A 20,658-nucleotide genomic window follows, 5' to 3' on the forward strand; every position below is an offset into this window, starting at 1 on the left:
ATGTATTGAGCCGCGATGCCGGAAATCGGGTGGACCGATCGGATGGCCGCAGCGCTTCACCAGAGAAGCTAGTCGCGGCTTGAGCATTGGTGAATTGGATGACTAGATATTTCAGAGACAACAAATCCGGATCAATGCCATGACCCTCGACGTCGATGCCGTGAAGGCCTTCGTGACCATCGCCGATCTCAAGAGCTTTACCCGCGCCGCCGAAGCGCTCGGCAGCACGCAAGGGGCGATCAGCGTCAAGCTGAAGCGGCTGGAAAACCAGATCGGCCAACGCCTGCTCGAGCGGACGCCGCGACTGGTCCGCCTCTCGGCGCAAGGCGCCGAATTCCTTGCGCCGGCGCGCGAGCTGCTCGCCGCGCATGACCGGGCGATCGCCGGACTATCCGCGGCGCGCCGCCGCTTCGCGCTCGGCATCGCCAACCATGTCGGCGGCGCCGAGCTGCCGACCCTGCTGACGCGGCTGCACGCGCACGATCCGGCGCTCACCATCGAGGTGCGGCTGGAGGACTCCCGCGATCTGCTCGCCGGTTTTGACCGCGGCGACATCGATGCCGCGATCATCCGCCGTGAGGACGATCGCCGCGACGGCGAAGTGCTGGCGACCGACCATTACGGCTGGTTCGCCACGCCGGACTTTTTGCATCGTCCCGGCGAGCCGCTGCGGCTCGCCGCCTCCTCGCCGTCCTGCGGCGTGCTCAACATCGCAACGCGCGCGCTCGCCGCGGCGGGAATTCCCTGGACCGAGGCGTTTCTGGGCTGCGCGTCCTTTGCCGTGGCCGACGCAGTCGCCGCCGGCCTTGCCACCTCGGTGTTTTCGCGCCGGCTCGCCCCCGCAGGCACGATCGAAGTCAGCAAGCGGTTCGGCCTGCCCGCTTTGCCGCCATCCGAGATGGTGCTGCTGTCCGCGCTGTCGGATGCAAGATCCCGCGCAACGCTGAAGACGTTGATCAGCGCCTTTCGCGAGCATCATCGCAGGCCGGCGAATGCGGCAAGCAGCGTGCCCGCCGCTGCGGTTCTCGGGTCCTGAAAGGATGGGAAATCTTGTTCTCACCCACCGCTGTCATCGCCCGGCCTGTGCGCAATTGCGCACATGGACCGGGCGATCCAGTACGCCGCGGCCTCTCGGTTCATTCACCACCGCCTTGGAATACTGGATCACCCGCATGCGCGGGTGATGACACCGAGCAAGTTGAGCAAACCAACCCATCATCCTAAGCGGTGCATCGCGCACCTAGCGCTGCGCGGACCGCTTTCCCTCGAACAGTGCGCGCTCCGACGCCAGCGCCTTGGCGAGAAAGTCGAGCGTGGCGCGGATGCGCGCGGTGCGCTTGAGGTCGTCATGGGTCAAGAGCCACAGCGCCGATCGCGGTTCGGCCAGCGGCTTGGGCGTAACGCGGCGCAGCCCGGGCGCGAGGTCGCCGACATAGCAGGGCAGCAGCGCCAGCCCGAGCCCGGCAGCCGCCGCATCGCGCAGCGCCGGCAGCGCATCGACCCGGCAAGTAACGCGTACGTTGCGCAAATTCTCGCGCATCCAGCCGGCGATCACCGTCCCCGCCAGCGCATCGTCGAGGCCGATCCAGTCGTGCGCGGAAAAGTCCTTGTCGTCGTGCCGCGCGAGATAGGTGCGCGATCCGTAGACCGCGTGGGTGATGTCGGCGACGCGCCGCCCGACCAGCAATTCGGACGGCGACGGCGTCGGCCGGATCGCAATCTCGGCCTCGCGGCGCGTCAGGTTGGCCATCGCGTTCGCGATCACGATCTCGGGATGAATGTCCGGATGCGCGGCGCGCAGCGCCGGCAGATGCCGCATCAGCACCGTGCCGAGCGTGTCGGTCGTCGTGATCCGGACCGGGCCTGACGGCTTCAGATCCTGCCCCGCCAATTTTCGCTCGAGCGCCAGCACCTCGTCCTCGAGACGGGCGGCGGATGCCGCCGCGCTCTCGCCGGCCGGGGTCGGCGCATAGCCATCGCGAAAACGTTCGAACAGCCGTGTTCCGATCGCCTTTTCGATCGCGCCGAGGCGGCGAAACACCGTCGAATGCGTCACACCAAGCCGGCGCGCGGCGCCCGACAGGCTGGCCTCGCGGGCGATCGCCAGCACGAGACGAAGATCATTCCAGTCGAGAAAACTTTGCATTTTTGCAAACTCGCTTGGCAATATTGGATAATATCTTATCACAGATCGACAGGCCATCTTTCTCCTATTAGCGGAGGAAGCGGCAAGTGACGAGCGAGACCACCGAGACATTGCAATTCCGCGACGCCGGCCACGCCGCGGCGGATCCGCGGCGCTGGCTGGCGCTACCGGTGCTGCTCACCGGCGCCTTCCTGCCGATCCTCGACTTCAATGTCGTCAACCTCGCCCTCCCGGCGATCCGCGAAAATCTCGGCGCCAGCGCCAGCGAGGTGCAGTTCGTGATCTCGGCCTATGCCGCGACCTACGCGGTGTTCCTGATCACCGGCGGCCGGCTCGGCGATCTCCTCGGACGGCGGCGCATGTTTTTGACCGGCGTCGCCGGCTTCACGGTCGCCTCCGTGCTGTGCGGCATCGCGTGGTCGCCGACGGTCCTCGTCGCTGGGCGCATCCTGCAGGGACTTACCGCGACGGTGATGGCGCCGCAGGTGCTCGCCTCGATCCGCGTGCTGTTTCCAGTGGCCGAGCAAGGCCGCGCGCTCGGCTTCTACGGCGCGACTTTTGGTCTCGCCAATATCTGCGGCCAGTTGCTCGGCGGCGCGCTGGTGTCGGCGCATCCGTTCGGCCTCGCCTGGCAGGCGATCTTCCTGATCAATGTGCCGATCGGCCTCGCCGCGCTCGTCGGCGGCATGCTGTTCCTGACCGAGACGCGCGCCGCGCATGCGCAGCGGCTCGATGTCGGCGGCGTCATCCTGCTGTCGCTGACGCTCGGCTTGCTGGTCTATCCGTTGATCGAGGGCCGCGAATCCGGCTGGCCGGCGTGGATCGTCGCAATGCTGCTGGCCTCGCCGCTGATGCTCGCGGCCTTCGTCCGCATCGAGGCGCGCTTGTCGGCGCGGGGCGGCGACCCGCTGGTCGCGCTGCATCTGCTGCGCAACAGCGATTTCGTGATCGGGCTGGTAATGGCGCTCGGCTTCTACATGCTGTCGTCGTTCTATCTGACATTCGCGGTGTACCTGCAAAGCGGCCTGCATCAGACCCCGCTCGCCGCCGGCCTCGCCACCCTGCCCTTCGCCACCGGCTTCTTTCTGGCGTCGCTGGCCTCGTCCTACGTCATGCAGTGGCTCGGCGTGCGTGCGCTGACGCTGGGCTTTGCGCTCCAGGTGATCGGCTTCGGCACCGTGATGTGTGCTGTCGGCGGCGCGCTGCCGCAAGGCCTCGAGCTCGGCCTCGTCTGCGGCGGCCTGGGCTTTGGCACCGTGATGCCCTCGGTGATCAAGGCGGTGATCGGCAGCATCGATCCGCGCCATGCCGGGCTGGCATCGGGGATGATGATCTCGACCTTCCAGATCGGCGCCGCGCTCGGCGTCGCCATCATCGGCGGCGTGTTCTACAGCCTGCTCGGGCCGCGGCCGGACGCCGGCGATTACGCGCTCGCCTTCACGATCGCGCTCGGCTGCAACGTCGCGCTGCTGGCGCTCGGCGGCTGGCTGTCGCTGTGGCTGCCGCGCGAGCCGGCGGCAGCGTGAACTACTGCTTCGCCACCTCGCGGGGCGGCGGGAACATCAGCTTCAGCAGCACCGCCGCCGCGAGCGTCATCGTGGCGAGGCCGGTGGACAGATAGAGCGCGCCCGCATTGCCGAAGCGGTCGATGACGACGGCATAGATCAGCGGCGCCGCCGCCGGCAGGATGAAGCTCGGCACGATCAGCCGGCCGACGATGGTGCCATAGCTGCGGGGATCGAACAGGATCAGCGGCAGCGTGCCCCGCGTGATGGTCAGAATGCCGTTGCAGGCGCCGTAGAGCAGCGCGAAGGCGATCGCCATCGCCGTCGACGATCCGGCAAACAGCCCGGCGATGAAGGACAACGGCATGATCAGGCAGGCCGCCAGGTTGAGCGTGACCGGATCGATCCGTCCACCGAACAGCACCTCGCAGAGACGGGCGGCGGACTGGCCGATACCTCGCAGCGTCGCGATCCAGACCGCGATCGTTGCACCCAGCCCGAGACCGGAAAGGACCGCGATCATGTGCGCGGACATTCCCGCGTTGAGGAAATTGGCGCCGGTCATGGTCACGGCGTAGAGCCCGCCCGCCACCGCAAGCTGCCGTCGGCCGACCGCGCGCGGCTGCCGCGGCGCCGCCGCGCCGGCGCTCGGCGCGCCCGCGAACCGCCCGTTTGGAATGAAGAGATGCAGCGGGATCGTGAGCAGCGCAAAGCCCGCATAGACCGCTAGCGCGATGCGCCAGCCAAAATGCTCCGAGAGAATATGGCCGAGCGGCCAGAACACGGTGGCGGCAAGGCCGCCGAGCAGCGTGATTTCAGACATCGCGCGCCGCGCTTCCGGCCCGCCGATCCGCGCCAGCGCCGCGAAGGCGGCATCGTACAGCGTCAGCCGCATCCCGAGACCCAGCACGATCCACCAGGCATAGTAGGTCCAGACCTGATGCGAGAGCGCGAGACCGGCGCAGCCGGCGGCGTTGACAATCGCGCCGGCGACCATGACGTCACGGCCGCCGCGGCGATCCACCCATTTGCCCGCGAGCGGTGATGCTACCCCCATCACCAGCAGCGCGACGGCAAAGCCGCCATAGACGATGTCGCGACTCCAGCCGAGCTCGGCGCCGATCTGCTCGCCGAAGCCGCCGATCAGATAGTAAGTGGCGCCCCAGGAAATCAGCTGGCCGAGCCCGACGGCGCCGACGACCCGGCGTTCGATCACCGCGACACTTCCTTCCCAGCCGGCAGCGCGGCGTCACCCGGCCCGAGCGGCCGCTGCATCAGCACGGTATCGACCCATTGGCCGAACTTGAAGCCGACCGACTTCAACGTCCCGACCGGCTGGAAACCCATCCGGCGATGCAGGGCGATCGAGCCTGCGTTGCCGCTGTTGCCGATCACCGCCAGCATCTGCCGCCACGGTCCCGCCTCGGTGCGCGCGATCAACATGTCGAGCAGTGCGACGCCGATGCGCCGTCCGCGCAGCGATTCCAGCACATAGACCGAGTCCTCGATGGTGTGGCGATAGGCCGGCCGCGGCCGATACGCCGTCGCGTAGCAATAGCCGGCGACGCGCCCGTCGACGTCGGCGACAAGATACGGCAACCCCGCCGCCAGCACGGCCTCGCGGCGGCCGAGCATCTCGTCCACCGTCGGCGGCACTTCTTCAAACGTCGCAAGGCCGGTCTCGACGTGATGCGCGTAGATGCGCTGCACGTCCGCCATGTCGACCTCGGTCGCGTCGCGAACCACGACGCCGTTGATGCCTGCCGCCATTCTGCTCTCTCTGCTTAAATCCCCATTGCGCCAGCATGCGCCTCAATCCCCATTGCGCCAGCATGCGCCTCGGCGTTATATAAGTGAAGCTTTTGCAATTTATGCAGAGCATAAGAGTTGCTTTGATGAAGAACCTCAATCTCGACTACCTCGAGAGTTTTCGCGTGGTGATCGCCAGCGGCAGCTTCTCGGCCGCCGCCGAGCGGCTGCAGCTGACGCAGCCCGCGGTCAGCCTGCAGGTGCGCCAGCTCGAGAAGAGCCTCAACGCAACCCTGATCGAGCGCGTCGGGCGCAAGGCGAGGCCTACCGCCGCCGGTAGCGCGCTGCTGTCGCATGCCGAGCAGATCAATGCGGCCGTCACGTCGGCGGTCGACGCCGTCGCGCAACAGACCAATGGAACCGCGGGGCGCGTGCGGCTCGGCACCGGCGCCACCGCCTGCATCTTCCTGCTGCCGCCGATCCTGAGGGCGCTGCGCACCGCGCTGCCTTCGCTGGAGATCACGGTCACCACCGGCAACACGGCTGAGATCGCCAAGGCGGTCGAGGACAACACGATCGACATCGCGCTGGTCACGCTGCCGGTGTCGGGGCGCAGTTTCGAGATCACGCCCGTCATGGACGACGAGTTCGTGCTGATCGCGCCGCGGGCCATGGCGCTGCCGGCGCGGATCACGCCGGCGGTGCTGGCGAGCAAGCCGGTGCTGCTGTTCGAGCCCGGCGGCAACACCCGGCGCACCGCCGACGAGTGGCTGGCGCGCGGTGGCGTGTCATTGAAGCCCTTGATGTCGCTCGGCAGTGTCGAGGCGATCAAGGAAATGGTGCGCGCCGGCCTCGGCTGCGCGATCCTGCCCGGCATGGCTGTCCCGGCCAAGGCGACGCCGCGCGACCTGGTGGTGCGGTCGCTGTCGCCAAAGCTGCACCGCCGGCTTGCCGTCGTGATCCGCCGCGACAAGCGGCTCGATCGCGGATTGCGGCAAACGCTGGCTGCGCTGAAGGCGCTGTCGGCAAAGCATTAAGGGAGGACGCGGCGCGTCCTCCCTGCGGCACCCTCAACTAGCCTCTCGCTCAGGTCGCCTTGCGCTCTTCCTCCGCGGCCTTGCGGAACGCCTTGACGCCGGCATCGGTGACCTGGTCCCACTTCGAATTCGTCGTGGCTTCGGCATCATAATTGTCGTGCCAGTTCCACCATTTGTAGGGCGGGGTCTGCGGATAGCCTGCCGGCGAATCTTCCCAGACCTCCTGGCGGCCGAGCGGCGTGATGTCGAGATAGCTCCAGATCGTGCCGAACGCCTCGTCGCCGCGGCTGTTGACGAAATAGGTGCGGAAGATCTTGTCGCCGTCGCGGAAGAACACGTTGTGGCCGTGCCACTCGGCGACGCTGAAGTCGGCATCAAAGCTGTCGGTGATGGTGTACCAGGGCATCTCCCAGCCCATCCGCGCCTTCAGCCTGGCGATGTCGGGCTGCGGCGCCCGCGAGGCGTAGACCAGCGTGGTGTCGCGCTGATTGAGATGCGAGAGATGGCTGACCTGGTCGGCACCGAGCGAGCAGCCGCGGCAGGCGTGATCCGGCCAGCCGAACACGCCGGGCTCAAAGAAGGCGCGATAGACGATCAGCTGCCGGCGGCCCTCGAACAGATCGCGCAGGCCGACCTTGCCGTTCGGTCCCTCGAACACATAGGGCTTGTCGACCGCCATCCACGGCATCCGCCGGCGCTCGGCAGCGAGCGCATCGCGCGCCCGCACCTGCGCCTTCTCCTTCACCAACATTTGCAGGCGCGCCTGTTCCCACGCTGCCGGCGTGACGACCGGCGGGGTCTGCATCGCGGCCTGATCGGTTTCGGATGATTTTGTCATGATGGTTCAACCTCCTGAAAGCACGAACGCCGGGGCCGAAATGCGGTTCCGCGCGTGGTCCGCCGCTCGTCATTGCTGATGGCGCAGCATCGCGCGGTTGCGGTGCACGGTGGGAGTGACAAGTGTGTCGGGATTCCCGGCTATCGCGGTTGCGGCAGGGACGCAACGATCCAAGTGGTGCGTGACCCCAACAGCATCGCGTCGCTCGCATCCGGTGTCATTATTTATTGCAATATACTTGCATCGTGCAATTACCTATGCAAGCCTTGGCGGCATGAGACAAGCCGCAACTGTTCCCGACGACGTCCTGAAGCTCAGCGCCTGGCTGCCCTACCGCCTGTTCCTGGTCGCAGCGCAGGTGGCGCGCCCGCTCGAGGGCTTTTACGGCGAAGCCTTTGGGTTGAGCCAGGCCGGCTGGCGCATCCTCGCCGTGATTGCCGAGCGGGATAGCGCCAACGCCGCCGAGATCGGCCGCGCCTGCGCGCTCGATCCGTTTGCGGTCAGCCGCGGCATCGGCCAGCTCGTCGAGCTCGGCTTTGCGGTGCGGCGATCAGGCAAGCTCGATCGGCGCACCGCGGCTGTCAGCATCACGCGGAGCGGCCGCAACGCCTTCAACCGGATCGCCGCGCTGGGCAACGCGATCGAGGCGCGGCTGCTGTCGCGCCTCACGGAGGCCGAGCAGGCGACGCTCGGCTCCGCCCTCACCCGGCTGGAGGCGGAAAGCGCGCGGATCGACGCCGGCGGCTGGCGCGCGCTGCTCGACGATCGCGGCGGCTCATGACGGGGTTGCTGTTCGCGCTGACCGCACTGCTCTGGGGTGGCGGCGCGCTGGCGACCGCGATGCAGGCCGGCGTGACGCCCGCGCCGTGGTCGGTGGCGCTGCGCATGGTGCTAGCCGGCTTCATCCTGCTCGGCTACGGGCTGATCCGCGGCGTGCCGCTCGCGATTCCCCGGCAACACCGGGCCGCCGTGGCGTTGCAGGGCTTGCTGTTCTTTGCCGTCGCCTTCATCGCCTTCTATGAGGCGACCGCACGGATGCCGAGCGGACTTGCGGCGCTGGTGCTGTCGACCTCGTCGCTGTTTGCCGCCGTGATCGCGCGCGCCGCGCTCGGCGTCCCGATCTCCTCCGGCCTGGTCTGGGGCGCGCTGTGCGGCATCATCGGACTGGCCATCATCTTCCTGCCCGGCGTCACCGTGCCGGGAGCATCGCCGCTTGCGGGGTTTGCCTGGGCGCTGGTCGCGGCGGTGGCAACCGGCGCCGGCACGACGGTCGGCGCGCGAAATCAGCGCGCAGGCCTGCCGATCGTCGCCGTGCTCGGCTGGGGCGCATTCGTCGGCGCTGCAGCGAGCGCGCTCTGGGCCGTCGTGACGAACACCTCTTTCGCGGTCGATGTGTCGTTCTCTTATGTGGCAAGTTTCCTCTATCTTGCGGTCGCCGCGTCCTGCATCACCTTCATGCTCTTTTTCGAGTTAGTGCGCCGGCTGGGTCCGGGCCGCGCCGCCTATACGCTCGCCGTGGTGCCGCTGGTTGCGCTTCTGCTGTCGGCGCTGTTCGAGCACCTTGCCCTGGGCTGGCCGGTGCTCGCCGGAGCCGCCGCGATCCTCGGCGGCAATGTGCTGGTGCTGTCACGCGCCTAAAGCGCGATGGCATGTGCTCCCTCCTGCCACGCTGGTCGCGCGCACCTCAGGGCGACGGGTTGGTTTGCTCAACTTGCTCGGTGTCATCACCCGCGCAGGCGGGTGATCCAGTATTCCAGAGGCAGTGGTGAATGAACCGAGAGGCCGCGGCGTACTGGATTGCCCGGTCCATGTACGCAATTGCGCACAGGCCGGGCGATGACAGCGGTGGGTGAGGACAAAGCTTCACACCTTCTCAGGAACGCTGTGACTGCGACGCGCGCCATTGGGCGGCCTTTGTCAAGATGTCCTGCACGAATGCGTCCTTGCCGTTCCGGTAGGCGGCGATGTCGTCCTTGAACGTGGTGGCCAGCGTCCGCTTGAGATCAACATAGGCCTCGACGGCGTCCGGATGCGCGCGCAGATAGTCGCGAAACAGCAGACGGCGCTGCCAGGCCGGAGCGGAAGGCTCCATGACGTGGACATGATGGGTCCAGGGTCCTGCCGCGCCCTTCCGGAAGAACAGTTCATCGGGCAGCCAGGACCGGTACTCCGGCATGTAGCTGTAGCCAAGCGCCGGAAGCGCCGCGATGCATCGTCCCTCCGCCTCGTTCAAGTCGTTCACGCCGAGCGCAAGATCGATGATCGGCTTCGCCGCCAAACCAGGCACCGCCGTGCTTCCGACATGCTCGATGCCGACGACGAGGGCGCCAAGCACTTCCTCCAGCTTCGCTCGTTCCTGCTCGAACATCCGCGGCCATGCCGAATCGTAGTCCGCAACAATGATCGCTCCGCCTCCGTATCGCTCCATGCTCCGGCTCTCCGGCAATGCTGTTCGACAAATCTCGGGAACACTCTCGGCGACAGCCATTAAATCACGGCCAGCGAGGAAAGCGAGATCGCAATCCGCTGATGCATGGCACGCAATTTGCCGAACAGGATTGATCTTGCGTCGCGATACGGCGAATGTGCCGCGATGCTCAGCCTGCGCCAGCTCCAGCAATTTCTCGCCGTCGCCGATTCCATGAGCTTTCGGCAAGCCGCCGACCGTCTCAACATGGCGCAGCCGCCGCTCACCGCCGCGATCCGGCAGATGGAAGAGCAGCTCGGCGTGCGGCTGCTCGAGCGCACCAACCGCATCACCGGCCTGACCGCCGCGGGCCAGGTGCTGCGCGACGAGGCGCGGCGCACCATTGCGCAGGCGGAGCGCACGATCGCGCTGACGCGCCGCGCCGGTGCGGGCCTGACCGGCTCGCTCCGGATCGGCTTTGTCGCGACCGCAGTTCGCCACATCGTTCCGACGCTGATCGCGAATTTCCGCGACACCCATCCGGACGTGGCGCTGGAGCTGATGGAAGCGCCGAGCGCCCGGCAGGTGGCGGCGTTGCTGGACGATCGGCTCGATCTCGGCATCGTGGCGCTGCCGCTGCCGACCGGCGCGGAGCGGGAAATCGCAACCCGGACCGTGCTGCGCAGCGAGCTGGTCGCGGCACTGCCGGAGCGGCACGCGCTGGCGCGAGAGCCGACGGCACCGCTTGCGCTCGCAGCGCTGGCGCATGAGCCGTGGATACTATTCCCCGCCAACGAAGGACCCGGGCTGCACGATCGGATCGTTGGCGCCTGCGCCGCGGCGGGGTTTGCGCCTGAGGTCGCGCAGCGCGCCGTGCAGATGGAGACCATCGTCGGCCTGGTCGCGGCAGGGCTCGGCGTGGCGCTGGTGCCGGCGCTGTTCAAGACGACGGGCTGGAGCTCCGTCGTGTTCCGCGCGATCGACGGCACGCCAGTCCCCTATGAGGTCGCGCTGGCCTGGCGGCGGAACGATGGCTCCGCTGCCCTGGCGGCGCTGCTCGCATCGTATGCCGCGCGCAATCCGGGCGAGTGATCGCGCGGCACCGCGGGCGCGATACGTCCGCTATATCGCGTCTTGAGCCAAACGGTATTGGATCGAACGCCGCAGCCTCCCTAGATTCCGATCGCGTGCAAATCTGGATCGGTTGCAGACCTCATGAAACACTTTGTCCTGACCCTGGCGGCGCTCGCAGCAGGAACCATCGACACCGCTGGCGCCGTCGAAGCCGCCGTCGCGCGGCACGACTTTCACGTCACCACCGAGGACGGCATGCGCCTCTGCGTCCGTGAGCTGCATACTGCCGGCGGCGATCAGCATGCGCAGCCCGTGATCCTGATCCACGGCGCCCGCGTGCCGGGCATCGCCAGCTTCGACCTAATGGTGCCCGATGGCTCGCTCGCCGCGGACCTCGCGCTGCGCACCGGCCGGCCGATCTATGTCATGGACGCCAGGGGCTACGGATGCTCGCAGCGTCCCGCCGAGTTCGATCAGCCGCCGGCGGCGAACCGCCCCGTCGTGCACGCCCATGAAGTCGCGCGCGACATCGCCGCCGTCGTCGCGGCCGTCACGCAGCGATCGGACACGCAGCAGGTCGCTCTGCTCGGCTGGGCCACCGGCGGGATGTGGGCCGCCTACTACGCCGCGCAGCATCCGGAACGCGTCGGTCATCTGGTGACGCTCAATGCGATCTATGGCGGCTCGGACCGTCATCCCCAGCTCGGGCCCGGCTCGCCGAACAGCGACCCCGGCCATCCGGACCGCGTCAATCCGAAGATCGGCGCCTATGCCCGCAACGATGCCGGCTCGCTGCTGCCGGGCTGGGACAGGTCGATCCCGATCGCGGACAAGGCGGCGTGGCGCGATCCCGCGCTGGTCGCGGCCTACCAGAAGGCCGCGCTGGACAGCGATGCGCAGTCCGGCAGCCAGGCTCCGCCGGCGTTCCGCGCGCCGATGGGCGCGATCGAGGACAGTTTTTATCAGGCCAGCGGCCGGCGCCTGTTCGACGCGGCATCGATCACCGCCCGTGTGCTGGCGATCCGCTGCGAGCATGATTTCTGGAGCCGGCCCGAGGATGTGCAAGCCTTCGCACACGACGCCGTGCGCGCCGCATCGCTCCGCGTCGTCGCGCTCGAGGACGCCACGCATTATGTGCATCTCGACCGGCCGGAGCGCGGACGCGACGCGCTGCTGCGCGAGGTGGTCGCGTTCCTGGCGGAGTGAGGCCACCGCCGGCGCGGCGAACGCAATCCGCCTATCCGTTGAAAAAAATTTGTCCGAATTGTCACATTGGCCGTTCCTGGTTCGTCTTGGTGTCATCAGCAACACAGGACTTCAGCCAATGACTGTCAGACTTGATCCCCTCGCCGCCGCCCCCAAGATCATGAAAATCTGGTTCGACGCCTCCGTCACGATCGCCTCCAGCCTCGACCAGACCATCGCCGAACTGGTCAAGATCCGCGCCTCCCAGATCAACGGCTGCGCCAACTGCATCAATCTGCACACGACCTTCGCGCGCGAAGCGGGCGAGACCGAGCAACGCCTCTATCTGCTGTCGGCCTGGCGCGAAGCTCCCTGCTACAGCGACCGCGAACGCGCAGCGCTCGGCTGGACCGAGGCGCTGACGCGGCTCTGCGAGGAGCATACGCATGATGCCGCCTACGAGGCGCTGAAGGCACACTTTTCCAAGGAGGAGCAGGTCAAGCTGACGCTGCTGATCAACGTCATCAACGGCTGGAACCGGATCGCGGTCGGCTTCGGCGGCTTCATCGATCCGCAGGTCGTCAAGGCCAGCATGGCGAACGCCGCGTAAGCGGCCGATTGACGGGGAGCATATATCTGACTAAAGTCAGATATATGCTCGACCCTGTTTCCCGCGTCCGTCGCTTCAACCGTGCCGTGACCTCCGCCGTCGGCGCGCTCGATAGCTCGTTTCTCGGGCGCGGCCGGCCGCTCGGGGCGGCGCGCGTGCTCAACGCGATCGGGCATGGACGCACTGACGTCGCCGACATCAGGGATTATCTCGGCCTCGATTCCGGCCTGATGAGCCGTCTGCTGCGGAGCCTCGAAGACGAAGGCCTGATCGAGACGATGGTGCATGACGGCGACGCCCGCCGCCGCATCGCCCACCTGACGCCGGCCGGCCAGCGCGAGTTCAACGCCTATGAAGCGATCTCCAACCGGCAGGCCGAGGGCTTGCTGGCCCGCAACGCGCAACGCGACGCATTGCTGGCGGCGATGGACCTGATTGCCTCGGCGCTCGGCCGCGACGGCACCGCCTTGCAGGAGACCAGCCCGCGCAGCGACGCGGCGCGCTATTGTCTGGCGGCGTACTACGCCGAGCTCGCGCAGCGCTTCAGCCAAGGGTTTGACGTCAAGCTGTCGCGCGATCCCGACGCGAAGGACATGGTGCGGCCGCGCGGCGCCTTCATCGTGGCGATGTCGGACGGCCTGCCAATCGGCTGCGTCGGGCTGAAAGGCGGCGCCGGCGAGTTCGCGGAGATCAAGCGGCTGTGGGTGGCGCCGGCCGCGCGTGGACTGGGTCTCGGCCGCCGCCTGATGGACGCAGCCGAAACCGCCGCGCGCGAGCTCGGCATCGCGGTGCTGCGGCTCGACACCAACAGCGCGCTGGCCGAGGCCGGCCAGCTCTATCGCCGGAGCGGCTGGACCGAGATCCCGCGCTTCAACGACGACCCCTACCCCGATTTGTTCTTCGAGAAGCGTCTCTGATCGGCGCGCCGCGATGTACTGCGCACCGAGGGATTGTGCGTGTTGTCCGCCGCCGCGTGCTGGCTTATGACCATCGCATGACCATCCGTCCGATCGTCCGCTATCCCGATCCCCGCCTCGACCTCGCGGCTGAACCGGTCGACGTGTTCGACGACCCGTTGCGCGAACTGGCGCAGGACCTGCTCGAGACCATGCACGCCGCGCCCGGCATCGGGATCACCGCGCCGCATGTCGGCATTGCGCTGCGGGTCGTGGTGCTCGACCTCGGCGCGGGCGAAGGGCCGCAGACCTATGTCAATCCGGAGATCATCCGGGCCTCGCCGGAGACGATCCTGCACAAGGAAGGCAGCGTCTCGATGCCCGGCATCAACGACGAGGTGGAGCGCCACGCCCGCGTCCGGGTCAAGTATCAGGACCTCGACGGTGTCGTGCAGTTCGAGGAAGCCGACGGGCTCCGCGCGGTCTGCCACCAGCACGAGATCGATCAGCTCGACGGCATGTTCTGGATCAAGCGGCTGTCCCGCCTGAAACGCGAGCGGCTGATCAAGCGCTACGAGAAGATCGCGCGCAACCGACACTAGCCGCGTAGCCCGCATCAGCGCAGCGACATGCTGCTATGTCATGCGTCGTAGTGACGTCCTCATCCCGCGGCAGCGCGCTCGATCGCGGCGATGTCGATGTTTTTCATCGTCAGCATCGCCTCCATCGCGCGCTTACCGGCGGCGCGATCGGGGCCGTTGACCAGCTCGAGCAGCCGCCGCGGCGTGATCTGCCAGGCAAAGCCCCAACGATCCCTGCACCATCCGCACGGTGCTTCCTGGCCGCCATTGCCGGTGACGGCGTTCCAGTAACGGTCGGTCTCCTCCTGGCTGTCGGTCAGGACCATGAAACTCACCGCCTCGTTCGGCTTGAAGTTCGATCCACCATTCAATCCGACGAAGCGCCGGCCGAGCACGGTGAACTCGACCGTCAGCTCGTCGCCCTGCCCGATGCCCGGGATCGGCGACACATGGCCGGCATCGACGTGGCTGTCGGGAAAGGTCGCAGCATAAAACTCCGCCGCTTCGCGGGCGCGGCCTTGATCGAACCACAGGCATGTCACGAGGTCGGTCATCGCGGTCTCCTTGTTGTCAATTGGCGTGTGGTGCGGAGCGCCATCAGCACACAACTCGGCGACAATAGTTTGGCGGGCCGCCATCAGTTCCGTCATCCTGAGGTGGCCGCTTCTTCAGCGGCCCTCGAAGGATCGACGGCCCCGCTGGTGGCCGATTCATCCTTCGAGGCTCGCGTTGCAGCGCAAGTGCGCTGCAACGCTCGCACCTCAGGATGACGGGTTGGTTTGCTCAGCTTGCTCGGTGTCATCACCCGGCTTGACCGGGTGATCCAGTATTCCAGAGACGGCGGTGATGGAAGCGAGAGGCCCCGGCGTACTGGATCGCCCGGTCAAGCCGGGCGATGACAACGGTAGATGAGGGCAAAGCTTCACACCCTCTCAGGATGACGGGTCAGGCATTTGCGCAAGTCACCGCATTCAACCACCGCCGTCACCACACGCCGGGCAGCAGCCGGTAGCGCGTTCGGCTTGCATAGTCGGCGTAGCCCGGCAGTTCGGCCTGCAGCAGGCCATCCTCGAACCGGGTCCGCACCACCAGCAACACGATCGCGAGTGCCGCCGGCAGCAATCCCCACCAGGAGCCCAGCGCCAGCGGAATGGCGATGAACATCGCGATCGCGGCGGTATAGCCGGGATGCCGGACGAAACCGTACGGCCCTGATGTGATCACGCGCTGCGCCCGCTCCTTCTGGATACGGACGCCCGGCTCGAAGAACGGATTGACCGCCTGCGCCCAGGTCGTGATTGCGATGCTGCCGGCGAACAGGAGATAGCCGAGCACGACCACCGAGGGCGGCACGGCGGACCATCCCATCCGGCCGGCATCGAGCGCCGCGATCGGGATTTCCAGCACCAACACCGGCAGCATGACGGACAGCAGGATCAAGTCCCACGTCTTGGTGCCCGGCTGGATCCGGCTGCGCGCGCGGTAGATCATCGGATTGACCTTGGCCAGCAGCAGCGCGGACAGGCCGAAGCCTGCGACGAGCGCCCCGACGAAGATCCAGCCTGGACGCCAGCCGATATCGCCTGCCGGGACGAAGACCAGCGCCAGGAGCATCAGGGGCAGCGAGATGCCGTAGAGCACCGCCATGGCGCGCGACATCGGTTTTGGGTCGACGACAGAGGTCATGATTTGCACTCCCATATGCCGGCACTTCGCCGTTGCCGGTCAGGCGTTCGCCGCTGCGCGCGGCCGGCCGGAAAACCAGCCGAAATACAGGCACACGGCAAACAGCACGAAGTGGATCGTCCCGCGCGTGAGGCTGAGCTGCGGCGACTGGACGGCGTTCGTCCAGATCAGCGGGACCGGAAGATCAGCCAGATAGAAGTAGAACTGCATCCCGCTGCTGACGAAGAACGCGCCGGCGAGAAACTTGCGGTACTCGCGGTAGCGCACCGCGACGTAGAACGTTGGCAGCCCGACGACGATGATTGCAGCCACGAGATAGGGAAGCATGGCGCCCTCCTGAACTCGGAACTTGCCCGCTATCCTAAATCCATTATATTCGGAATATGCCGAATATGTCAAAGAAAGAAAAACTCGGCAAGGCCGAGCGGAGTTTCATCGCGGATATGGCGCGCGTGCTGACGCCGTGGGGCGTGCCGCCCGCCGCGGCGCAGCTGTACGGCTATTTGCTGCTGTGCCCTCGCCCGGTCAGCCTCGACGAGATCACCGATAGCCTCGGCATCAGCAAGAGCAGCGCCAGCGTCGCGGCGCGCCTCCTGGAGAGCTACACGCTGGCGCGCCGGCACCGCGAGAGCGGAACCAAGCGCGCGCTCTACGCCGTCGCCGAGGATTACGAGACCATGATCCAGCAGCAGAACCGCCTGCTCGATGCGATGGCCGACCAGTTCAATACCGGACGGGCGATCACCGCCTCGAAGGAGGTGCGCGCCCGTCTCGGCGAGATGGCGGACTTTTACCGGATCATGCGCAGCGCCATGGACGACGCCATCGGCCGCTGGAAACGGAACCGGCCGTGATGTGATAGGCTAGCGGGTGAAGCCGCTGCCGGTCCGCGTCATCGAACGGGCGAGGCTTGCCGCATCTCCGCCGCAGGCTGCCGGACCAGCAGGATGAACGCCGCGACATGGGTGATCATCAGCAGCGGCACGTAGACGATCGGGATCACGTAGTTGGCGCCGAGCTCGCCGGCGATCGGCGCAAGGCCGATCTGGATGCCGTGATAATAATCGACGAGGATGTCGACCGCGCCCACGAGGTTGAAGCCGACGACGAACGCCCAGAACAGCGGACGGATGCGCACCGCGAGCAGCGCCAGCATGGCCAGCACGCCGGTGGCGAAATCGCCATAGGCGGCAAAGCTGGCGAAGTCGGCCGGCAGGTTGGCGCCGACCACGCCCGGCACCAGGAAGGACAGTCCGAAGAAGCGGAAGCTGTGCAGGGCCGCAATGGCGCGGTGCGCCGCGACGCGATCCATCGCCGCAAGCCTCGGCCACGCATAGACCGAAAAGCAGAGCAGCCACGGGACGTAGCCGAGCGCGAGATGGATCTGGAAGACGGTTGCCGTGGACATCTCAAATTCCTTTCAGGCGTTGATGGACACCGCTTCGAACACCGCGGTCAGGACGCCGAGCCGGCCTTCCATCAGATTGCGTCCGAGGTTGCTGGAGAGCTGCAGAAAGTCCGGCCCCATCACGACGCCGAGATTTGGCGACGGCGGCGGCCCCGACGCGCGCAGTTGCGCAAACCAGGCTTTGCCGGCCTCGGTGTCGTCCTGCCAGGCCAGGGTGCGAAAGCCCACCGGCTCGATCGCCGCGCGCGTCGCTGCGTCGGTCAGCAGAAAGCTGGTGGCCGGCGTGCGCGCCCACGGCACCGGATAAAGCGGCTCGCCGCTCTTCGAGACGATGTCGAAGATCGCAAGGCGGCCGCCCGGCTTCAGCACCCGGCGGATCTCGCGATAGAGCTGCGCGCGGTCGGCGATGTTCATCGCCACATGCTGCAGGAGCGCTGCGTCGAAACGGCCGTCGTCGAACGGAAGCTTTTCCGCGCTCGCGACTTGAAACGACACCTGCCCGCTCTGCCCGGTCCGCTCGGTCAGATAGCGCGCGGCATCGACGAACGGCTCGCTGAGGTCGACACCGGTCACCGCGCAGCCGCGGCTCGCGGCGAGAAAGCGCGCCGGGCCGCCGATGCCCGACCCGACATCCAGCACCGACATGCTGGCCGTGATCCCGGCAAGGTCGGCAAGCTCGGCGGTGGCAGGCAGCCCGCAGGTGTGGAACTGGTCGAGCGGCGCCAGTTGCCGCGGAGTCAGTTGCTGGTTTTCCGGCCCGAGCACGGCCAGCGCCGTCCTCAGCCGCGCGGTCAGGCCGGTTGCGCGATAATGGTCGCGCACGCCATCAAGAACATCGGTCATGTCGGAATTCCTCCGGGATTCAGGTCCTGGCCGCAGAGATAGACGCGCTTCCAGCGAGCGACTATCCGCGATAATGTTGTCAGGCCATGAAGCAGAACTTCACAGTCCGGCAAGGCGCGCTCGACGGCGTCGAGACCTTTCTCGCCGTGGCCCGGCAGCGCAGCTTTCGCCGCGCCGCGGCGGCGCTCGGCGTCACGCCGTCGGCCGTCAGCCAGGCGGTGCGCGCGCTCGAGGCACGATTGGGCGCGGCGCTGTTCGTCCGCACCACGCGCAATGTCGGCCTGACCGAGGCCGGCCAGCGCTTCTTCGAACGCGCGGCGCCCGCCTTCGCCGAGCTGATCGCCGCGGGCGAAGCCGCGCGCGACCTCGGGCAGCGTCCGGCCGGGCTGCTGCGCCTCGCCGTGCCCCGCGGCGTCGTGCCGCTGATCCTCGAGCCGATCATCGGCCCGTTCTGCCAGGCCTATCCCGAGATCGAGCTGGAGATCGCCGCCAGCGACGAGATGGTCGATCTCGCGGCCGGCGGCTTCGACGCCGGCATTCGCTTCGGCCAGTTCATCGCGGCCGACATGGTCGCGGTGCGGCTGACCGCGCCCTTCCCCTTCGTGGTGGTCGGCAGCCCCGACTATCTGCGCGCGCGCAAGCGGCCGGAGCGCATCGCCGACCTGCGCGACCACGCCTGCCTGCGCATCCGCCGCGCCAACGGATCGATCGCGCCGTGGTCCTTCATCGACGGCAACAAGACGATCGAGGCGATCGTCGCCGGCCCGCTGGTCGCGCACGACTATCCGACGCTGCTCGGTGCGGCGATCCAGGGCGTCGGGCTGGCGCAGGTGCCGGCGCCGATCGCCAAGGCGCCGATCGCGGACGGCCGGCTGCGCGCGGTGCTGACGCCGTTCGCGGTCACGACGCCGGGCGTGTTCCTGTATTACTCCGACCGGCGTCAGGTATTGCCAAAACTGCGGGTGTTCATCGAGCACGTCAAACTGCGCAACGCGGCAGCGCCGCGCGGCGGAACGCGCAAGCCGAAGCAGACCGCGTAGCGGCGCCCGCCGTGCACCAAAAAGAATTCAGTATCTGCTGTCGGGCGGCGCGCCAAGCGTTCGTCCTCGGACTGCCAGGCTGGAACGAGGAGAGACACGATGACCATCACCATCACCGCCTTTGAGCGCTCGCCGGACGGCGGCAAGGGACTGGCGCGAGACTCGCGGGTCCGCTGGGCGCTCGAGGAAGTCGGCCAGCCCTACGAAGTCCGGCTTGTCTCATTCCGCGCGATGAAGGAGAAGGCCCATCTGGCGCTGCATCCGTTCGGCCAAATCCCGACCTATGAGGAAGGCGACTTTGCCCTGTTCGAGACCGGCGCGATCGTGCTCCACATCGCCGAGCGTTACTCGGGCCTGCTGCCCGACGATGCCAACGCCCGCGCCCGCGCCATCAGCTGGATGTTCGCCGCGCTCAACACGGTGGAGCCGCCGATCCTCGAACTGGTCACCGCCCGAATTTTCGAGGCCGACAGGCCCTGGAGCAAGGACCGCCTGCCGCTGGTGATGGATCGCGTCCGCGAACGGCTGAACCAGCTCTCCGCGCGCCTCGGCGATGCCGAATGGCTCGACGGCGCCTTCGACGCGGGCGACCTGATGATGGCGTCGGTGCTGCTGCGGCTGCGCGCATCGGGCCTTCTCGACGAGTATCCGAACCTTGCCGCCTACGTCGCCCGCGGCGAAGCGCGGCCGGCGTACCAGCGAGCGTTCGCGGCGCAGCTCGCTGTGAATGCCCGCTGACCACTGACTGTCGCAGCCCGCACAGGCAACGCGAGATGCGAGAAAGCTGCGACGTCCTGTTGGGCGAGCCCCTGATATCGCCGGGCTCGTCCGTGTTGCTCTCCCGTCAGCTCGGGTTCATCGCCGCAAAGATCTCTTCGTAGCGGCCGTCGCGCTCGGCGCTTCGCCTGGCGCGGTCGCGTTCGACCAGCACCTCGCCGCGCGCGTGATCGCCCCGCGCCAGAAGCTGCATCACCTCGGCGACATAGGCATCGAGGGGCATGGCGCGCGGGTCGGACGCCTGCTGCGTGCCGGTCAGCTCCGTCTGCACATAGGGTGGTGCCAGTTCGAGCACCTCGATCGGAACATTGCGGAGCTGATGCCGCACCGATTGCAGCCAATAGTGCAGGAAAGCCTTGCTGGCGCAGTAGGTCGGGAAAATCGGCCCGCGGCACGAAGGCAAGGTTGGAGCTGGTCGCGACAATCGTCGCTTTCGGCTGCCGCTTCAGCAGCGGCAGGAACGCTGCCGTCGTGCGCAGCACGCCGAGGATGTTGGTCTCCACGATCGCCGCGGCATCGGAAACATCCCAGCCGTCGGCGGTCATATCCTCGGCGCGCGAGATGCCGGCATTCGCGATGAGCACGTTCAGCTCGGGGAATCGCGCGCGAACTTCGGTCGCGAGCCGCGGCAACGCGGTGGGATCGTCGAGATCAAGCGGCATCCCGACAAGCCCGGGCCGGGCCGCCGTGACGCGGTCAAGCAGCGCCTGCCGCCGTCCCGTGACGATGACGCGGTTGCCGCGTGCGTGAAATGCCTCCGCCAGCCCCCGGCCAATGCCGCTGGTGCCGCCGGTGACGAGGATCGTATTGCCAGTCATATTCATGGGTGTTGCCTTTCCATCGGGATCTGATCACCGGAAAGACGACGGCGGCCTG

General features: G+C 67.3%; 24 protein-coding genes and 1 pseudogene. 13 read left to right on the forward strand and 12 right to left on the reverse strand.

The features are described 5' to 3' along the window. Positions 1-139 precede the first annotated feature (139 nt). Positions 140-1,036: a LysR family transcriptional regulator gene (locus CI41S_RS20290; protein ID WP_139861285.1), complete on the forward strand. Its 897-nt coding sequence runs from the start codon at positions 140-142 to the stop codon at positions 1,034-1,036. Between the two features lie 204 nt (positions 1,037-1,240). Here CI41S_RS20290 and CI41S_RS20295 read toward each other — a convergent pair whose 3' ends face one another. Beyond that, positions 1,241-2,146, reverse strand: a complete 906-nt coding sequence (locus tag CI41S_RS20295; RefSeq protein ID WP_139861286.1) for a LysR family transcriptional regulator — start codon at positions 2,144-2,146, stop codon at positions 1,241-1,243. An 86-nt stretch (positions 2,147-2,232) separates the two neighbouring features. On the opposite strand from CI41S_RS20295, the gene CI41S_RS20300 reads away from it, so the two are divergent. Beyond that, a complete protein-coding gene (locus CI41S_RS20300) occupies positions 2,233-3,672 on the forward strand; it encodes an MFS transporter (protein WP_139861287.1) in 1,440 nt (479 codons plus the stop codon). A 1-nt stretch (position 3,673) separates the two neighbouring features. On the opposite strand, the gene CI41S_RS20305 is transcribed toward CI41S_RS20300, so the two are convergent. Then, positions 3,674-4,867: an MFS transporter gene (locus tag CI41S_RS20305; protein WP_139861288.1), complete on the reverse strand. Its 1,194-nt coding sequence runs from the start codon at positions 4,865-4,867 to the stop codon at positions 3,674-3,676. Further along, entirely contained in the window at positions 4,864-5,421 is a 558-nt protein-coding gene (locus tag CI41S_RS20310) for a GNAT family N-acetyltransferase (protein WP_139861289.1), read from the reverse strand. The genes CI41S_RS20305 and CI41S_RS20310 overlap by 4 nt, the downstream gene beginning before the upstream one ends. A gap of 125 nt (positions 5,422-5,546) precedes the next feature. Here CI41S_RS20310 and CI41S_RS20315 point away from each other — a divergent pair, with 125 nt between their 5' ends. After that, positions 5,547-6,437, forward strand: coding sequence for a LysR family transcriptional regulator (locus CI41S_RS20315; RefSeq protein WP_139861290.1), 891 nt, complete (start codon positions 5,547-5,549; stop codon positions 6,435-6,437). A gap of 49 nt (positions 6,438-6,486) precedes the next feature. Here the strand turns inward: CI41S_RS20315 and CI41S_RS20320 are convergent, their stop codons facing one another. Beyond that, the gene (locus tag CI41S_RS20320; RefSeq protein WP_139861291.1) at positions 6,487-7,275 is read right to left on the reverse strand and encodes a DUF899 domain-containing protein; all 789 of its coding nucleotides are present in this window, start codon (positions 7,273-7,275) and stop codon (positions 6,487-6,489) included. 274 nt (positions 7,276-7,549) lie between these two features. On the opposite strand from CI41S_RS20320, the gene CI41S_RS20325 reads away from it, so the two are divergent. Both CI41S_RS20325 and CI41S_RS20330 read left to right on the forward strand, forming a co-directional pair. Continuing rightward, positions 7,550-8,056: a MarR family winged helix-turn-helix transcriptional regulator gene (locus tag CI41S_RS20325; RefSeq protein ID WP_139861292.1), complete on the forward strand. Its 507-nt coding sequence runs from the start codon at positions 7,550-7,552 to the stop codon at positions 8,054-8,056. Then, positions 8,053-8,913 carry a DMT family transporter gene (locus tag CI41S_RS20330; protein ID WP_139861293.1) on the forward strand — a complete coding sequence of 287 codons (861 nt, stop codon included), beginning with the start codon at positions 8,053-8,055 and terminating at the stop codon, positions 8,911-8,913. Before CI41S_RS20325 ends, CI41S_RS20330 begins: the two co-directional genes overlap by 4 nt. A gap of 235 nt (positions 8,914-9,148) precedes the next feature. Here the strand turns inward: CI41S_RS20330 and CI41S_RS20335 are convergent, their stop codons facing one another. After that, complete coding sequence (locus tag CI41S_RS20335; RefSeq protein ID WP_244626610.1) at positions 9,149-9,895, reverse strand: GrpB family protein; 747 nt, start codon at positions 9,893-9,895, stop codon at positions 9,149-9,151. Between CI41S_RS20335 and CI41S_RS20340 the strand changes: the two genes are divergently transcribed. The 5 genes from CI41S_RS20340 (at position 9,869) to CI41S_RS20360 (ending at position 14,049) form a co-directional block, all read left to right on the forward strand. Beyond that, complete coding sequence (locus CI41S_RS20340) at positions 9,869-10,774, forward strand: LysR family transcriptional regulator (RefSeq protein ID WP_139861294.1); 906 nt, start codon at positions 9,869-9,871, stop codon at positions 10,772-10,774. The genes CI41S_RS20335 and CI41S_RS20340 overlap by 27 nt on opposite strands. 123 nt (positions 10,775-10,897) lie before the next feature. Then, entirely contained in the window at positions 10,898-11,962 is a 1,065-nt protein-coding gene (locus CI41S_RS20345; RefSeq protein ID WP_139861295.1) for an alpha/beta fold hydrolase, read from the forward strand. A 118-nt stretch (positions 11,963-12,080) separates the two neighbouring features. Next, on the forward strand, positions 12,081-12,551 hold the full coding sequence (locus CI41S_RS20350) for a carboxymuconolactone decarboxylase family protein (protein ID WP_139861296.1): 471 nt from the start codon (positions 12,081-12,083) through the stop codon (positions 12,549-12,551). 44 nt (positions 12,552-12,595) lie between these two features. Further along, complete coding sequence (locus CI41S_RS20355) at positions 12,596-13,468, forward strand: bifunctional helix-turn-helix transcriptional regulator/GNAT family N-acetyltransferase (protein ID WP_139861297.1); 873 nt, start codon at positions 12,596-12,598, stop codon at positions 13,466-13,468. Between the two features lie 77 nt (positions 13,469-13,545). After that, a complete protein-coding gene (locus CI41S_RS20360; RefSeq protein ID WP_139861298.1) occupies positions 13,546-14,049 on the forward strand; it encodes a peptide deformylase in 504 nt (167 codons plus the stop codon). A 59-nt stretch (positions 14,050-14,108) separates the two neighbouring features. Here CI41S_RS20360 and CI41S_RS20365 read toward each other — a convergent pair whose 3' ends face one another. From CI41S_RS20365 to CI41S_RS20375, 3 genes are all read right to left on the reverse strand, one after another. Beyond that, a complete protein-coding gene (locus CI41S_RS20365; protein WP_139861299.1) occupies positions 14,109-14,582 on the reverse strand; it encodes a VOC family protein in 474 nt (157 codons plus the stop codon). A 430-nt stretch (positions 14,583-15,012) separates the two neighbouring features. Further along, the gene (locus CI41S_RS20370; RefSeq protein WP_172628116.1) at positions 15,013-15,714 is read right to left on the reverse strand and encodes a methyltransferase family protein; all 702 of its coding nucleotides are present in this window, start codon (positions 15,712-15,714) and stop codon (positions 15,013-15,015) included. A 39-nt stretch (positions 15,715-15,753) separates the two neighbouring features. Continuing rightward, positions 15,754-16,041, reverse strand: a complete 288-nt coding sequence (locus CI41S_RS20375; protein ID WP_139861300.1) for a hypothetical protein — start codon at positions 16,039-16,041, stop codon at positions 15,754-15,756. A gap of 65 nt (positions 16,042-16,106) precedes the next feature. On the opposite strand from CI41S_RS20375, the gene CI41S_RS20380 reads away from it, so the two are divergent. Further along, complete coding sequence (locus tag CI41S_RS20380) at positions 16,107-16,568, forward strand: GbsR/MarR family transcriptional regulator (protein ID WP_139861301.1); 462 nt, start codon at positions 16,107-16,109, stop codon at positions 16,566-16,568. A gap of 38 nt (positions 16,569-16,606) precedes the next feature. Here CI41S_RS20380 and CI41S_RS20385 read toward each other — a convergent pair whose 3' ends face one another. Continuing rightward, positions 16,607-17,122, reverse strand: a complete 516-nt coding sequence (locus tag CI41S_RS20385; protein ID WP_139861302.1) for a hypothetical protein — start codon at positions 17,120-17,122, stop codon at positions 16,607-16,609. Between the two features lie 12 nt (positions 17,123-17,134). Beyond that, a complete protein-coding gene (locus CI41S_RS20390) occupies positions 17,135-17,965 on the reverse strand; it encodes a class I SAM-dependent methyltransferase (RefSeq protein ID WP_139861303.1) in 831 nt (276 codons plus the stop codon). An 86-nt stretch (positions 17,966-18,051) separates the two neighbouring features. Between CI41S_RS20390 and CI41S_RS20395 the strand changes: the two genes are divergently transcribed. Both CI41S_RS20395 and CI41S_RS20400 read left to right on the forward strand, forming a co-directional pair. Continuing rightward, positions 18,052-19,005 carry a LysR family transcriptional regulator gene (locus tag CI41S_RS20395; protein ID WP_139861304.1) on the forward strand — a complete coding sequence of 318 codons (954 nt, stop codon included), beginning with the start codon at positions 18,052-18,054 and terminating at the stop codon, positions 19,003-19,005. Positions 19,006-19,104: 99 nt separating this feature from the next. Beyond that, complete coding sequence (locus CI41S_RS20400) at positions 19,105-19,743, forward strand: glutathione S-transferase family protein (RefSeq protein WP_139861305.1); 639 nt, start codon at positions 19,105-19,107, stop codon at positions 19,741-19,743. A gap of 106 nt (positions 19,744-19,849) precedes the next feature. Here CI41S_RS20400 and CI41S_RS44495 read toward each other — a convergent pair whose 3' ends face one another. Both CI41S_RS44495 and CI41S_RS44500 read right to left on the reverse strand, forming a co-directional pair. Beyond that, positions 19,850-20,185 carry an SDR family NAD(P)-dependent oxidoreductase gene (locus CI41S_RS44495; RefSeq protein ID WP_244626611.1) on the reverse strand — a complete coding sequence of 112 codons (336 nt, stop codon included), beginning with the start codon at positions 20,183-20,185 and terminating at the stop codon, positions 19,850-19,852. Between the two features lie 37 nt (positions 20,186-20,222). Continuing rightward, a pseudogene (locus tag CI41S_RS44500) lies at positions 20,223-20,606 on the reverse strand (SDR family NAD(P)-dependent oxidoreductase); the annotation flags it as partial. Positions 20,607-20,658 lie beyond the last annotated feature (52 nt).

It is taken from the genome of Bradyrhizobium ivorense, assembly GCF_900696085.1.
In the GTDB taxonomy this organism is placed as follows: domain Bacteria; phylum Pseudomonadota; class Alphaproteobacteria; order Rhizobiales; family Xanthobacteraceae; genus Bradyrhizobium; species Bradyrhizobium ivorense.